The 13,748-nt window shown below is 56.0% G+C and carries 15 protein-coding genes and 2 pseudogenes; 6 read left to right on the forward strand and 11 right to left on the reverse strand.

The features are described 5' to 3' along the window. The first annotated feature begins 12 nt into the window (after positions 1–12). Positions 13–750 carry a metallophosphoesterase family protein gene (locus ACQK2Q_RS11730; protein WP_425409928.1) on the forward strand — a complete coding sequence of 246 codons (738 nt, stop codon included), beginning with the start codon at positions 13–15 and terminating at the stop codon, positions 748–750. Here ACQK2Q_RS11730 and ACQK2Q_RS11735 read toward each other — a convergent pair. The 3 genes from ACQK2Q_RS11735 to argE form a co-directional block, all read right to left on the reverse strand. Beyond that, positions 747–2,105 (reverse strand): class I SAM-dependent methyltransferase, encoded by a 1,359-nt coding sequence (locus tag ACQK2Q_RS11735; protein ID WP_425409929.1) that lies wholly within the window; start codon positions 2,103–2,105, stop codon positions 747–749. The two genes, ACQK2Q_RS11730 and ACQK2Q_RS11735, sit on opposite strands and share 4 nt — an antisense overlap. Positions 2,106–2,252: 147 nt before the next feature. Continuing rightward, the gene (locus ACQK2Q_RS11740; RefSeq protein ID WP_425409930.1) at positions 2,253–2,645 is read right to left on the reverse strand and encodes an MAPEG family protein; all 393 of its coding nucleotides are present in this window, start codon (positions 2,643–2,645) and stop codon (positions 2,253–2,255) included. Between the two features lie 12 nt (positions 2,646–2,657). Continuing rightward, positions 2,658–3,818: an acetylornithine deacetylase gene (gene argE, locus ACQK2Q_RS11745; protein WP_425409931.1), complete on the reverse strand. Its 1,161-nt coding sequence runs from the start codon at positions 3,816–3,818 to the stop codon at positions 2,658–2,660. Between the two features lie 147 nt (positions 3,819–3,965). On the opposite strand from argE, the gene ACQK2Q_RS11750 reads away from it, so the two are divergent. Further along, positions 3,966–4,346 carry a hypothetical protein gene (locus ACQK2Q_RS11750; protein WP_425409932.1) on the forward strand — a complete coding sequence of 127 codons (381 nt, stop codon included), beginning with the start codon at positions 3,966–3,968 and terminating at the stop codon, positions 4,344–4,346. Between the two features lie 145 nt (positions 4,347–4,491). Here the strand turns inward: ACQK2Q_RS11750 and ACQK2Q_RS11755 are convergent. The 7 genes and pseudogenes from ACQK2Q_RS11755 to ACQK2Q_RS11785 all read right to left on the reverse strand — a co-directional run. Next, positions 4,492–4,884, reverse strand: a pseudogene (locus ACQK2Q_RS11755) (FKBP-type peptidyl-prolyl cis-trans isomerase); the annotation flags it as partial. Between the two features lie 33 nt (positions 4,885–4,917). Further along, positions 4,918–5,532 (reverse strand): annotated as a pseudogene (locus ACQK2Q_RS11760) (FKBP-type peptidyl-prolyl cis-trans isomerase); the annotation flags it as partial. A gap of 51 nt (positions 5,533–5,583) precedes the next feature. Beyond that, on the reverse strand, positions 5,584–6,150 hold the full coding sequence (locus ACQK2Q_RS11765; protein ID WP_425409933.1) for a hypothetical protein: 567 nt from the start codon (positions 6,148–6,150) through the stop codon (positions 5,584–5,586). Continuing rightward, positions 6,141–6,776, reverse strand: coding sequence for a lysophospholipid acyltransferase family protein (locus ACQK2Q_RS11770; protein ID WP_425409934.1), 636 nt, complete (start codon positions 6,774–6,776; stop codon positions 6,141–6,143). The genes ACQK2Q_RS11765 and ACQK2Q_RS11770 overlap by 10 nt, the downstream gene beginning before the upstream one ends. Then, positions 6,776–7,732 (reverse strand): phosphatidate cytidylyltransferase, encoded by a 957-nt coding sequence (locus ACQK2Q_RS11775; RefSeq protein WP_425409935.1) that lies wholly within the window; start codon positions 7,730–7,732, stop codon positions 6,776–6,778. Before ACQK2Q_RS11775 ends, ACQK2Q_RS11770 begins: the two co-directional genes overlap by 1 nt. Beyond that, positions 7,719–8,333: a CDP-alcohol phosphatidyltransferase family protein gene (locus tag ACQK2Q_RS11780; RefSeq protein WP_425409936.1), complete on the reverse strand. Its 615-nt coding sequence runs from the start codon at positions 8,331–8,333 to the stop codon at positions 7,719–7,721. Before ACQK2Q_RS11780 ends, ACQK2Q_RS11775 begins: the two co-directional genes overlap by 14 nt. Positions 8,334–8,390: 57 nt before the next feature. Then, positions 8,391–8,660: an usg protein gene (locus ACQK2Q_RS11785; protein WP_425409937.1), complete on the reverse strand. Its 270-nt coding sequence runs from the start codon at positions 8,658–8,660 to the stop codon at positions 8,391–8,393. A 295-nt stretch (positions 8,661–8,955) separates the two neighbouring features. On the opposite strand from ACQK2Q_RS11785, the gene ACQK2Q_RS11790 reads away from it, so the two are divergent. The 4 genes from ACQK2Q_RS11790 to ACQK2Q_RS11805 all read left to right on the forward strand — a co-directional run bounded on the left by ACQK2Q_RS11790 (position 8,956) and on the right by ACQK2Q_RS11805 (position 13,371). Continuing rightward, on the forward strand, positions 8,956–10,173 hold the full coding sequence (locus tag ACQK2Q_RS11790) for a type III PLP-dependent enzyme (protein WP_425409938.1): 1,218 nt from the start codon (positions 8,956–8,958) through the stop codon (positions 10,171–10,173). 115 nt (positions 10,174–10,288) lie between these two features. Beyond that, positions 10,289–11,035, forward strand: a complete 747-nt coding sequence (locus ACQK2Q_RS11795; protein ID WP_425409939.1) for a sulfotransferase family 2 domain-containing protein — start codon at positions 10,289–10,291, stop codon at positions 11,033–11,035. Between the two features lie 163 nt (positions 11,036–11,198). After that, positions 11,199–12,248 (forward strand): 1,9-bis(guanidino)-5-aza-nonane synthase, encoded by a 1,050-nt coding sequence (locus ACQK2Q_RS11800; RefSeq protein ID WP_425409940.1) that lies wholly within the window; start codon positions 11,199–11,201, stop codon positions 12,246–12,248. A 184-nt stretch (positions 12,249–12,432) separates the two neighbouring features. After that, complete coding sequence (locus tag ACQK2Q_RS11805; protein WP_425409941.1) at positions 12,433–13,371, forward strand: alpha/beta hydrolase; 939 nt, start codon at positions 12,433–12,435, stop codon at positions 13,369–13,371. On the opposite strand, the gene ACQK2Q_RS11810 is transcribed toward ACQK2Q_RS11805, so the two are convergent. Next, entirely contained in the window at positions 13,368–13,682 is a 315-nt protein-coding gene (locus tag ACQK2Q_RS11810; RefSeq protein ID WP_425409942.1) for a hypothetical protein, read from the reverse strand. The genes ACQK2Q_RS11805 and ACQK2Q_RS11810 overlap by 4 nt on opposite strands. Between the last annotated feature and the right edge of the window lie 66 nt (positions 13,683–13,748).

The raw sequence follows: 13,748 nt of genomic DNA on the forward strand, positions 1-13,748 counted from the left end.
TTAACAACCATTATGTTCGAGAAATTTCTCAATCGTGAAGGCAGGGAGGCCGCTGCGCCGGACGGTAAACGCATCTACGCTATCGGCGATATTCACGGGCGCGCGGATTTGCTGGACGCCCTGCTTGATGCAATCTCAGCTGATTGCAACGATTTGGCAAAAGCGCAGCTTGTATTTCTAGGCGATTATGTCGATCGGGGAGAGAACAGCCGGGGTGTGATTGAACGGCTGGTTTCTCTCGCCGAAGCAAAACACGAAACTGTGTTTTTAAAAGGCAATCACGAAGCAAGCATGCTGGATTTTCTGAACCACCCGGAGGATCTTCCGCACTGGCTTGATTGGGGCGGTCTTGAGACGGCGGCGAGTTATGATGTGGATACCGCATTGCCCGACGCGCTGTTGGCCAACGCGCTGCGCAAGAACATGCCGAACGGGCATTTGAAATTTCTCAAAAATCTCGCGCTTACACATACCGAGGGCGATTATGTATTCGTGCATGCCGGCATTCGCCCCGGCGCGCCGATGGAAGAGCAGACGGAGGAAGATCTGTTGTGGATTCGTTCGCGATTTCACAACGCCGCCGCCGACGAGCGGCCGGATTTTGTCGTTGTGCATGGCCACACGCCGGAGGAAAAGCCGGTAGACGCCGGTTGGAGAATTAATGTGGACACAGGCGCTTGCTATGGCGGTCCCCTGACCGCCGTGGTGCTCGAAGGAGCCGAGCGCTGGTTCCTCAGCGTGCGCGACTAGCCGTTCGCTGTTTTCACCAGACCCGGATTATCAGCTATCAGCCGCGGCCCGCCGGATGCGGCGAGGATGGCGCGCAAGGTTTGCGCCCCCGCCGGCCCGTCGCCAGCGTTTATGGCTTTGCCATATTCAGCCGCAAAATTCGCTGCTGTAACGATATGCGGCGTTGGCGTCAGGAATATCATCCGGGCGCCAAGCATGATCGATTCACGCCAGCACTCCAGCGTCTCGCGCTTGTAGCGGCTTGACGCGATCAAAAAGTCGGGCTCTGCAGCGCGGCATTCAGTATCCGATATAATTCTCGGGCCTGTCTCGCCGAGACGCGCCGCGTCGCGCGCAGCGTCCGTATCCACAACCGCCGTGACGGCTTTCGCCGCCGGTCCCGCCCAGCGAAGCAGCGCCGCAGTTTGTGCGTCGGCGCCAAGAATATGGGCGCATTCTCCCCGCGATTCGATGTCTTCCAGTATCTCGATAAAGTCGCGTTGGACTTCGCCCGCCCGTTGTTCAAAGGATTGGTATGGCTGAAGCGCCCGCATTGCAAGGGCGTTTTCCTCATCCCACAATCGCGCCAGACGTTCGTACCATGGATCGAAATCATAGTCTTCGAAACCGGCATGTGTAATGAAAAGACGGATGGAGCCGCCTTCCTTGCCAGTAAGCGAGCCTTTGAATATTTTCAGCCCAGCCTCTCGCAGCATCCACTCGATAACGGAAAGCGAGTACACAGCGGAAACGCCAGCCTGCAGTGTTTCAACGCATGTGCGCGTCAACACCATGGGCGCGTAAATTGTTTCGAGCACGAACACGCCATCATCGGTCAATAGTGATTTTACGCGCGACAGCACTGTTTTCGGATTGTCGTGATGCTCAAGCAGGGAAACCGCCGTAATAATGTCGAATTTTTTTTCGCCAAATGCATCATCGAGTTCTTTGGACGGAAAAGCCGCCTTTCCGGTCCACGCCCAGTCGCCGATCTCGTCGAGAAAATCAGCCGGATCAACGCCGAAACGATCCACCCAGCGCGGGTAGAAAGACAAAAGCGTGCCGTCGCTGCATCCGATATCCAGGGCTGCGCAGTCGCGTCCGGAAATCATTTCCAAAGCTTCGGTGGCGACGGCGCGCAACTGATCGCGCGTCGAACTGTGTCGGGCCGAGGCGATAAACTCATCCGCCCGGTCAGCGCGCGCCGATTGCAAAAGACCGCATGCGCGCGCTTCGATAGACGGATCGCATAATACGAAGTCCGAGGACGCCTGGCGCTTTCGTGTAAATGGTTTTTCCATGCCGCCCAATGGCATTGAAAAAGCCGGGGTAAGCGCTTTCGAACCGCAAGCGCGGCATTGTGTTATCTTTTTCACGGAGATCGGCGCCTTTCTTCAGGATAGCCCGGTTTACTTATCCCGCAGGCTCGCAAAGCACCGTAAAAAGTTAGTAAAATTTACCGGCAACGCCTTATAAAATGCGGCTTTCGATACGCTCCGTTTACAACTCTTAACAGCAGATTTCTAAAACACCGCAAGGGTGATCAGGGAAATTCCCGTAACAAGCAGCGTGATCATGGTGAACACTGTACCGACAACGCGCCCTTGCGGCCAAACGCCCATCCCCAGACCCAGGAGATGAGAAATCCGTGCAAATAAAAACATCGCGCCCAATAAATGGATCAGCATGATCGGCGCGTTCAATAAAGCCAGCAGAACGAGACCGCCAAGCGCCGCTGGCGCATATTCAATATAATTTCCTTGCGTGCGTATCGCTTTCACCATGTACTCATTCCCGCCATCACCGAGATTGACTTTATGCTTCATGCGTGTTGCGCCGACGCGCGCGCTTAAAAATATCAGCAAAAAAGCATTTAACCCGACCCAGAGACTGGCGGCTTCAACTGGCGACATCATGATAGTCCTTTTCTATGCGGCGCTTAGCTTTTCAATCAGCTTGCGGATGAACTTAGTCCCTTCGCGCACCTGGTCAACTGTAATAAACTCATTCGCCTGATGCGCCTGGTCGATGGAGCCCGGACCGCAAATGACGACGGACAATCCGGCTTCCTGAAATTGCCCCGCTTCCGCCGCGTAAGCAACGACGTCCGTACTGTTTTTCCCTGTCAGGGATTTGGCGAGGTCAGCCGCCGGGTTCGCCGGCGACGGCGCCAGAAACGGCACATTTGTCATCTGTAGAATTTCAACGCGGCAACCGGGCGCTTTGGTGCGCATTTCCGCCTCTACGCCTTTTGCAAAGTCAGTAAATTCTTCGACAATCTCATCAAAACTATCGCCCGGCACGACGCGCAAATCCCATTCAAACCACGCTTCGCCAGCCATGATGTTCAATTGCGTACCACCGTGCGCAACATTCACCGTCATCGTCGAATAAGGCGGTTCGAAAGGCGACTGCGGATCGGCGCTGGCGGCGCGCAGGGCGCGCATGTCGGCGATCTTTGCGATCAGACGCGCGGCCGCTTCTACTGCGGACACGCCGCGATCCGTCTGGCTGGAATGGGTGGTGTAGCCTGTAACGGTGACTCGAAACGAACTGATGCCCTTGTGTCCGTCGATCACTTTCATGCTCGAAGGCTCGCCGACAATAACTGCTGAGGGCAACGGCGTCGTTTTGACAAGTTCTGCAATCATGCGCGGCGCGCCGATGCAGCCGACTTCCTCGTCATAAGACAGGGCAAAAATAATCGGGCGCTTCAGCCCCGCATTCAACATTTCCGGCACCAGCGACAGCCCGATGGCGGAAAAACTTTTCATGTCGGCGACACCCCGCCCGAAGAGTTTGCCCCCTTTTTCGACAACCCGCCACGGATCAGTGTCCCAATCCTGTCCGGTGACGGGAACGACATCTGTATGGCCGGAAAGCACGACGCCGCCCGCAACGTGCGGCCCGACAACAGCGTACAGATTTGACTTCGTTCTCTCGTCATTTTCGACGCGATACGTCTCTATGCCGAAACCGGCGAAATACTGTTCTATATCTTCGATAAGGGCGAAATTTGAACGCGACGATGTTGTGTCAAACGCAACAAGGCGCGAGATCCAATCCAGCTGTGGTGCAATATCTTTCATAGGCACGGTTTGCCCGACAAAGGCGCACGCATGCAAGCGGCAATCGCTGGACGGGGCTGATTACCCCGCAAACAAAAGAAAAAAGCCGCCTTCGCAGGCGGCTGAATATCGTGGATGTCCCGGCGATTCGCCGGAACATCACCTGGATTGTATTCAGAACAGCGTTACGCGGCTTTGCGGCGGGTCGCTGTTTTACGGCGCGCTACTGTGCGCTTGGCCGGCTTTTTCGCCGCTGTTTTTTTGGCTGCAGGCTTCCTTGCCGCTGTCTTTTTTGCGGCAGGCTTGCGGGCCGTCTTCTTTTTTGCCGTCGTCTTTTTCGCTGCGCGTTTGGCGGCAGGCTTCTTGACGACTTTAAGCTTTACTTTTTTTGATGTTTTTTTCTTGGCGGCCGTTTTGCGGGCGGCCGGTTTGGCCTTGGCTTTTACGGTCCGTTTCTTTGCTGCTGGTTTTGCAGCTTTTTTTGTCGCTTTTCTCATTGGAGAGATCCCCTTAACCGCTGACCTTAGTGCCAGCTACATCCCTCCTTAATATAAAGTTCGTAAATGAAAGGTAAAAATCGTTAACCACATAAATAACTGATCAGACTACGATACATGCAGCAATATAAAGGAAGAGCCCGGAAAGCCATTGCATTCCGGGCCCGGATTGAGCATCGCCCACAAGCGAACGCCGCCTATTTCACTTCAATTAGCTCAACTTCGAACACCAGCGCTTCGTTGGGCCCGATCGGACCGCCCGGCGTGCCGCCTTCGCCATATGCGAGTTCCGGCGGTATGAAAAAACGGTATTTGTCGCCCTCGCTCATCAGCTGGACGCCTTCTGTCCAGCCGGGAATAACGCGATTGAGGGGAAACTCGATCGGCTCGCCGCGAGCGTATGATGAATCGAATTCCGTTCCGTTGAGCAGGGCGCCCTGATAGTGCACTTTTACGGTGTCAGTGGCTTCGGGACTTTTACCATCGCCCGCACCTTCATTGATGACCTCATATTGCAGGCCGGACTGGGTCGTTTTGACTTCTGCTTTTTTCTCATTCTCAGCCAGAAATTCCTGAGCGGCTTCCAGATTGCGTTCGGGGTTTTGCACTTTTATCAACTCCACATCAAAGATCAGGGCTTCATTCGGGCCAATCGGCCCGCCGGGTGTGCCGGTCTCGCCATATGCTAATGCGGGCGGCACGAAAAATCGGTAACGGTCGCCTTCGCTCATCAATTGGACGCCTTCGGTCCAGCCGGGAATGACTTGATTAAGCGGAAATTGTGCGGCGGCGCCGCGCGCGCGCGATGAATCGAATTCAACGCCGTCCTTTAGCGTTCCAACATAGTGGACAACAACAAGATCGGTGGATTCCGGCGAGGCGCCGCCTTCAGCGCCCTCTTCAAGCACCATATATTGCAGGCCGCTGTCAGTGACGCTAACGCCTTCGCGTTGCGCATTGTCGTCAAGAAATGCTGTTGACGCCGCAAGGTTTTCCGTTGCTTTCTTTTGAAAATCCGCCTCGAGTTCCGCGCCGGACTTTGCTTCGTCCGGCAACGCCGCCCGCGATGAGTCAGCGCCCGGGTCGGTCGGGTCAATATCGGTCGGCGAGTCGGGCTGATCTTCCGGCTCGCCCGGGCCCGGCCGGTCGCACGCCGCCAGCGTCACCGCGAGTGCGGCGGCGGCTGTAAATTTCAACAGGTCCTGCAAGGGAAATCTCCTAATCAATAAAATGAGCATGCAAACCTAACCTAAGCCTTATTCCAGGCAAAATTACCAGATGGACGGGTTTTAATTCGCGCTCACACGGATCCAGACATAGGCCGCATAGAGGCCAGCCCAAACGAGCGCAAGCCCGGCGGCGTTAAGCCGCGCCAGCCCCAGCCGCTGCGCCAGTGCAAAACCGCCAGCCGCGATACCGATCGCCAGTGTAAAACGCATTAAACGCGCGCCAAAAGAAACAATCGCGAAAAGCAGCGGATTCACCCCGGCGCCGCCCGCTTCTACAGCATATATTTTATAGGGCGCGCCGGTAACCGCGCCGAGCGTCATGTTGACTGGCCATGCACCGTTCATTTCAGCCGACACGCGATGTATCAGATCGTCGCCAATCAACGGGACGCCCAGCAAGAACGTCCGCGCGCCGTCAATATCGCCTGCGCCCCAAATTATCATGATCAGCCCGCCGGCCGACGCCGAAAATGCGGATACCACTGCGAGACGAAACGCCCGCGCCAGACCGAAAACGAGCACCGCGGCCGTCAGCAGAACATCCGGCACAATGAAAAAGAAAGTCGCTTCGGCAAAACCCCAAAGCGCGGCCCCGGCAAGCCAGAGTTTTGGATCTCTTATTCCCACGGATGAAACCGGCCTTGCGCAGCAAGATCATTCATTGCGGTTTCGAGACTGTCCATAAAAGCGCCTGTATCGCCCCTCCAGCCGATTGGTTTTTCCGCAATCACATCACAATTGAACGGCACAAGAATCAGACTGCCGCGCGGCAGCGCTTTGCCGAGGCCATGCATGAACACTGGATGCACGGGCGCGTTGGCGCGCGCTTTGGCGAGAAAGGCGACGCCGCGTTTGAATTCCGCGCGCCGCTCCGGCTGACCGCGCGAGCCTTCCGGGAACAGAATCAGAATTTCATCGCGGTCCAGCGCCGCCTCCAGATCGGCGAGCGGGTTCCTGGCGACGCCAGTGCGTTTCAAGGGAATGATGCGGATAATATGCGTCGCAAACCAGGCGAGCCATTTATTCGAGAGGAAATAGTCAGCCGCCGCCGCCGGCCGCAAACGATGCAAGTCTTTCAGCGGGAACAGCGCCATCAGGGTCAGCGTATCAAGGTGAGAGTTATGATTGGCGACGATGATCGCCGGGCCTTTTGTCGGCAGGTTCTCGCGGCCGCGCACATTCATGCCGAGAATAATCAGCAGCACAGGGCGCACGATCAGCAAAAAGAACAGGAATTGCAAAAACCGCGTCATCAGATCCGCCCGCTGAACGCAAAGAAATGCATGGCGTGGTAAAAAACCGGCGCGGCGTAGGTAAGACTGTCAACGCGGTCGAGAATGCCGCCATGCCCGGGGATTAGCCCGCCTGAATCCTTGACGCCAAGGTCTCGTTTGAACGCGGAAATCGTAATATCGCCGAGGAACCCGGCGACCGCGATCATGGCCCCGGCCAGCGCTGCATAGTATATCGGCAGCGGCGTCAGAAACGGCCCGGCAAGCGCCGCCAGCACCGTCGTGGACAAAAGCCCGCCAAGAAACCCTTCCCAGGTCTTCTTGGGACTGACTTTCGGCGTGATTTTGCGCCGCCCGAATAGTTTGCCCCATGTAAACTGCGCCACATCGTTGAACTGCGTCAGCGCTACAAGGAACAGCAACAGTCCCGCCCCGCCCGCCGGCCCCGCCACGGCGTCGTCAGCCGCCAGCAGCATCGCCGTATGACTGAGCGCGAAGACGGTAATCATCAGTCCCCAGCTTAATGTGCCGACCGCGCGCAAAAACCCTTCGGTTCTGCCAGTGAGCGTCATGGCCATGGGAAAAAACAGAAACATCCACACGGGGATGAAAACCAGAAACAGCCCGTAGCTGTTCATGTGCGCGAAGGTGAACTGAACGGGGATCGCGAGATACGCGAACAGGAGGATCAACCGGTCGACCCTGCGCGTCGGGATGAGCGACACATATTCCTTGAACGCCAGATAGGCCACAAAGCCCAGGAAAACTGTGGAGACAACCGGATTGGTGACAATGGCGATGGTGAAAATGGTGATCATGAACCACCATGACGTCACACGGCGCGACAATTCGGCCGTCGCTTCGCTTACGCGGCGGCGCTTCATCACCGCGACGATAAGGCTGGCGGCGATCAGCAGCGCGTAGATGGCGCCGATAGCCCATAAAACGCGCATGGATATAGCGTCAGGCGTTTCCATGACGGCCTTCCTTTAGCGCCATTCGGCTGCGATTGACGATAGTCGCAAACGCCAGCGCCGCAGCAAAAGCGAGAAGCACCGTACTCCACCGCCCCGGTTCGATGAATAAGAGCAACAACGCCAGGGCGCCGAAGAAAAAGGCGCGGTCCGATTTGCCGAACGGCCCGTCATAACGCCGTGTCGCGCCGATCTGCACCGCGACAGCGCCGGTCATTTCCGCAATAATTGCGAGTATCACCAAAATGACAATGAGCGCGGCGGGCATGCCCGCAATCAGCGCGAAAGGCAGATAAAGCGCAGCGTCTGAAAAAACATCCGTCAGTTCGTTGAGGATCGCGCCCAGTCTTGACTGCTGGCCGAATTCCCGCGCCAGCATGCCGTCAATAGCGTTCATCGCCATACGAACAAACAACACAAAAGGCAGCGCCAGCAACACCCACGCCGCGCCGCCCGTCGCCGCATTCGCAGCGCCATGCGCCAAACTCAAGCCGAACGCCGCAATTGTCACCTGATTGGCGGTGACGCCGTCCTTCGCCAGCGCGCTGCAAAGTGGGCGCAACAACGCCTGAAATTTCGGTTTGAGGTCGTAGATGGTAGGCAAACGCGCAGCTCCCGCTTCGGCTAATTCAGCCTAGCGGGATTCAATTTGAAAACGAGCCTAGTTCAGCCCAAATCCGCTGACAGTTCTCAGATCCGCCGCGCCGATGATCCGCTTGCCGGCAAGGCGCACAGAATGAATCGGCCCCTCCAGCTCGCGGCTCCAGAAATCCAGAAACTTTTGCAGCACCGGATAGGACGGCGCGATGTCGTAATCCTGCCAGACATAGGACTGCAAGAGCTCGGGATAATCCGGCAAATGGTAGAGAATCTCCGCCGTCGCCAGGCGATAGCCCAGCATCTGCTTCTTGAAAGCCAATTCAGAACGCATATCCTCTCTCCTTGACGCAACAACCAGTCGATTATGAACCCGCTATTTTTGCGATTTGGCAAGCTTGACATGGCTGTTTGGAATAAAAATCTTTGAAATATTACAACACCTTAGCAGCCTCGCGCGCACCCTGCTGACAATCCGGCGACGCACAAGCGCGCAAAAACCGGTCCGCGCGCGCAATTTTTTCTTTACAAGACCCCGCTTCGTTCCTATTTGGCGATTTCGCCATTCCCATGGGACCTCTCCGCAAGAATGGCGCTTGGTTGAAGCAGCTTTTGCGAGGTTCCATGAGATGGAAAGGCACACTTCAGCGCTTGCGCTGGTCCTAGGGACAGGAATTGAAGGGTCCGGGCCGGACCTTCCCGTACATTGTCTTCGCCCGCACGCCGCGACACGCGCGGCGGACTGGTTCGTGCGCCATTTTCCCGGCGACGTTCTTTATGCGGTCAAAGCCAACCCGCACCCTGCGATTATTGACGCAGTGTACGCAGCCGGCGTCAAATGGTTCGACGTGGCGTCCTTGCCGGAAATCGAACTCATCGCCGGCCGCTGTCCGGACGCAACGCTCGCCTATATGCACCCGGTGAAGGCGCGCTCGGCCATCCGCCGCGCCTATTTCGATTTCGGCGTGCGCATTTTCGCCGTCGATTCCTCGGCCGAGCTGGCGAAACTGATTGCCGAAACAGGCGGCGCTACGGATCTGCACATTATCGTGCGTCTCGCTGTGTCGTCCGATTACGCGCAACACAAACTATCCGGAAAGTTCGGCGCGAGCGGCCCGGAAGCGGTAATGGTCCTGCGTGAAGCGCGCGCCGTCGCCGAAGAACTGGGCGTTTCGTTTCACGTTGGCTCGCAATGCATGCGCCCCGAAGCCTGGCGCGTCGCCATGCAATCGGTAAGCGAGATTATTCGCGCAGCCGGCGTCACGGTCGATATTGTCGATGTGGGCGGCGGTTTTCCGGCAGCCTATCCGGGCCTGACCCCGCCGCCGCTGATCGACTATATTGAGGAAATCAAGGCTGCGTTCGAGGAAATGCCCGTTCTGGAAAACGCAGATTTGTGGTGCGAACCGGGCCGCGCGCTATGCGCCGAAGCCGGCAGCCACGTCGCCCGCGTGGAATTACGCAAAGGCGGCGCGCTTTACCTGAATGACGGCGCTTACGGCGCGCTATTCGACGCCGCGCATGACGGACTCAACTTCCCTGTGAAAATGCTGCGCAAGGAAGGCTCTCCGCGCCGTCCGCTGAAGCCGTTCAAGCTGTTCGGCCCGACCTGCGATTCAATTGACGTCATGGAGGGGCCGTTTTTCCTGCCCGCCGACATCAGCGAGGGCGATTATATCGAGTTCGGCCTCACCGGCGCCTATGGCGGCGCGCTCGCCACCAAATTCAACGGCTTTGGCGACTATATAGAGATCGTCGCCGAGGACGCTCCCATGACAACCATGTATGCGGCGCAGCCCGCCGAAACCGTTCAAACCGTCACCCTGGAATTTCAGAAACGCGTCTGAGTTTTATTAACAAACCCGGTTTCGTGAAGAACCGACCGCCTTTACGCTTCGTTTGCGCAAAGGCGGTAACTCTCATAAAAGCCGTTCCACCGACTGCCAGTGAGATTGTGTACGCATGAATAATCAGAAACTGTTTTGGTTGCATATACGAAAATCGGGCGGGACGTCCACGCGGAACCGGTTGCCGGATAGCGTTTACAGCAAGACGGACCACTATTATGCGCCGCGCTGTTTTCTGCAATCGGACCCCGCTGACTGGAACGACATTCTCAACAATTACCGGGTGGTGCTTGGAGAGTATACCTTCCGGCGCGCGCAGTTCGCCAAAAAGTTTCTGTACAAGGACAATTGGGATGACTTACTGAGCTTTGCGTTTTCACGTGAGCCGCTCGATCGATGTCTCTCGATGTTTTATTATGTGTTCTGGCGTAACGCGGAGATAGGCGCGCGCCTTCTTGATTCCGTGCGCATCTATCGATCCACCGGCAAAGCGACTCTGACGGACAGCCGCGCGTTTGATATATTTCTGGATGTGCTTGACGAGTGCCTGAATGACGAGAAAAAATCCATCGTGTCCCCCAATCTTCATTTCCGGACGCATATTTCGCGCATGTCGCTGGACGTTACCGACGAGAACGGCGCGGTGATGCTGAAGCGGATTTACCGGCTGGAATCGATGAACGGCGCGTTGAAAGAAATACTCGGCGAATTTGGGCTTGAAGCCTTGCCCCCCGAAGAAACAAAGCGTGTAATGAACAAATCGAAGCAAAAACGCTTCACCCCAAGCCGGGAACAGATACGTAAAGTCGAGGCTTTGTACAAAGACGACTTCGATATTTATGAAAATGCGCGCGTTGTGTAAAAGACTAAAGATGAGCGGCCGGGCGGCGCCGCGCCGCCACTTGCAACAAGCCGCTCACAAGCTATAAACGCCACAAAACCAACACGGCCCTCCGCGCGTTCAACATCATAACGCGGCCCGGATCCGGTTCCAAAAAACCTGATAGATTGGAAGGACCGATATCATGACATCACAGGACAATCGTAAAGCCGAACTGCTTGCAAATCCGGTTGAACATTTCGACATCACCGCATTCGACGCGCGCCCCGTCATCGATGCATGGGAAAAAATGTCTTTTACCTCGCGTGATGCGGCGCGCGCGGCGCGCATTTACAATATGGCGCTGGAAGACAAAGACTGCACCGTTTTCTTAACCCTTGCGGGCTCTACCTCCGCGGGCGGCTGCATGCATGTCTGGCGCGATATGGTGCGCAACAACATGGTCGATGCGATTGTCGCGACCGGCGCTTCCATCGTTGATATGGATTTCTTCGAAGCGCTTGGTTTCAAACACTATCAGGCAAAAGAAATTCCCGACGACAAGGTATTGCGCGATCTATATATTGACCGCATTTACGACACCTATATCGATGAGGAAGAGCTTCAGGCTTGCGATCATACGATTTACGAAATCACGGAAAGCCTGCCGGCGGGGCCGATGTCTTCACGCGGATTCATCCACGCCATGGGCAAGTGGCTGGCTGATGGAAACGCCAAAAAGGAAGGCTCTCTGATCGAAGAAGCCTACAAGGCGGGCGTGCCCATATTCTGTCCGGCGTTTACGGATTCATCAGCCGGTTTCGGTCTCGTCAAGCATCAGGTCGAAAGGATGAAGCAAGACAAGCCTTACCTGTCGATCGACTCCATCGCCGACTTCCGGGAGTTGACGGACATTAAGATTCAGGGCGGAACCTCAGGACTATTCATGGTAGGCGGCGGCGTGCCGAAAAACTTTGTTCAGGACACGGTCGTATGTGCGGAAATTCTGGGCCATGACGATGTGGAAATGCACAAATACGCAATCCAGCTCACTGTCGCCGATGTCCGCGACGGCGCGTGTTCATCCTCTACGTTGAAAGAAGCCTGCTCTTGGGGAAAGGTCGATACCGCGCTTGAGCAAATGGTGTTTGCCGAAGCAACAACTGTCGCGCCGATGATCGCCTCGGACGCGTATCATCGCGGCCACTGGAAGTCCCGCCCCAAGCGCAACTGGGCAAAGCTTTTTAACGATTAATCAGGGTGCTGGTTAAGTTTCATTTACCTTGGTTACCAAAAAACGCGCGCGCTGGGGAAGAAAACCGCCTCACGCGCGCTTTTGGTTTCAAAATTGCGGCGTCAAATTAACCAGATCTTTCCCGCCGCCGGTCAAACTCGCGCCTGACGACAACGCGAATATCGCGTGGTGCAGGGGTGAGAGTATGGCGCTGACAGCGCGGCGTTTGGGCAAGGCCATCAGCGAGAATGCGCGTATGCGTATTTCAAGCTTGCGCGCCTATCCGGTGATCGACACATGGATGAATCCGGTAACGCGCGGGCTTGCGCGGCGATTTACGCATCAGGAGTGGCTGAAATCGCACGATGAAATCGATTTCGCATTTCGCATGAGCGATGTCGAGATCGGCGGCCATCCATGCGTGCGTTACGAGACGCAAACGCTTCGCAGGAATGATACAATTATTCTTTATCTGCACGGCGGCGGATTGGTCAGCGGTTCTCCGCGCGTCAACGCGTCAATGATTTTACCGACCTGTCAACTTGCCGGCGTAGAGGCTGTTGGCGTCGCCTACACGCTTGTGCCCGAAGCGCGTTTTCCCGCCCAGCTCGACGAAATTGAAGCCGTTTATCTTTCCTTGAAGGAACAATGCCCTGAAAAGTCGATTGTGCTTTTTGGCGATTCCATTGGCGGCACGCTGGCGCTCTCCAGCATGTTGCGATGGCGGGACAGCGGTATAGAACTGCCGGTAGGCGCGATCCTGGCGTCGCCCGCCGTTGACGGCGCAGGCGAAAGCGACACGCATATCAGTATTGGCGGCAGCGATCCGCTGTTCAGCGCAAACAGCGATCGCAATTGCAGGCGATTGTTTAACTTTTATGCGCCGGGATGCGATCTTACAAACCCGCTGATTTCACCGATATACGGTAATCTCGAAGGTTTGCCCCCCATCCTTGTTCATGCAGGCACACGCGAAGTCCTGCTCGGGGACGCGGCCCGGTTGACTGAACACGCCCGCCGCGCGGGCGTGGATGTGACATTGCGTGTTTACGACGGGATGTTTCATTTGTTCCACATGCACTGGGAACTTTCCGAGGCAAAAGACGCGCATGCGGATATCGCCAGCTTCATAGAAACGCTTTAAACTGAATGAATATGGCGTCTACGTGATATGCGAAAAAGCGCGCATATTATTATGTAAATAATACAGGCTTCAAAGAAGCGGTTGACGATAATCGCCATCCAGAATATTTCCGTTTCTATAAAACCCGCATACAGATGATAACCGACAAGGCCGCAATGCAGGATCGCCAGCGGCGCAGGAAACCATTTCGCTTCCGCCATACGATAAAACGCAACAGCAAGCATGACATCGACAAGCGCATAGGCGGCGTTCAATGCAACGCCGTCCAGCACCATCCAAAGCTGTAGTGAAAACAGCCAGCTGATGGTCATCAATCTTGCGGCCGCCGTTAATTGCGGCGACCGCGAATAGTAAGTGAGAAATAATGCGCCGCTGAT

Origin of the sequence: Hyphococcus sp., from assembly GCF_965228385.1 — a bacterium.
GTDB lineage: Bacteria > Pseudomonadota > Alphaproteobacteria > Caulobacterales > Parvularculaceae > Hyphococcus.

Coding starts and splice junctions, on each gene's coding strand:
- ACQK2Q_RS11770 (WP_425409934.1), bottom strand. CDS start 6,776: ATGACGCGGTTTTTGCAATTCCTGTTCTTTTTGCTGATCGTGCGCCCT.
- ACQK2Q_RS11800 (WP_425409940.1), top strand. CDS start 11,199: ATGACATCACAGGACAATCGTAAAGCCGAACTGCTTGCAAATCCGGTT.
- ACQK2Q_RS11805 (WP_425409941.1), top strand. CDS start 12,433: ATGGCGCTGACAGCGCGGCGTTTGGGCAAGGCCATCAGCGAGAATGCG.
- argE (WP_425409931.1), bottom strand. CDS start 3,818: ATGAAAGATATTGCACCACAGCTGGATTGGATCTCGCGCCTTGTTGCG.
- ACQK2Q_RS11795 (WP_425409939.1), top strand. CDS start 10,289: ATGAATAATCAGAAACTGTTTTGGTTGCATATACGAAAATCGGGCGGG.
- ACQK2Q_RS11740 (WP_425409930.1), bottom strand. CDS start 2,645: ATGATGTCGCCAGTTGAAGCCGCCAGTCTCTGGGTCGGGTTAAATGCT.
- ACQK2Q_RS11775 (WP_425409935.1), bottom strand. CDS start 7,732: ATGGAAACGCCTGACGCTATATCCATGCGCGTTTTATGGGCTATCGGC.
- ACQK2Q_RS11810 (WP_425409942.1), bottom strand. CDS start 13,682: ATGACCATCAGCTGGCTGTTTTCACTACAGCTTTGGATGGTGCTGGAC.
- ACQK2Q_RS11790 (WP_425409938.1), top strand. CDS start 8,956: ATGGAAAGGCACACTTCAGCGCTTGCGCTGGTCCTAGGGACAGGAATT.
- ACQK2Q_RS11730 (WP_425409928.1), top strand. CDS start 13: ATGTTCGAGAAATTTCTCAATCGTGAAGGCAGGGAGGCCGCTGCGCCG.
- ACQK2Q_RS11785 (WP_425409937.1), bottom strand. CDS start 8,660: ATGCGTTCTGAATTGGCTTTCAAGAAGCAGATGCTGGGCTATCGCCTG.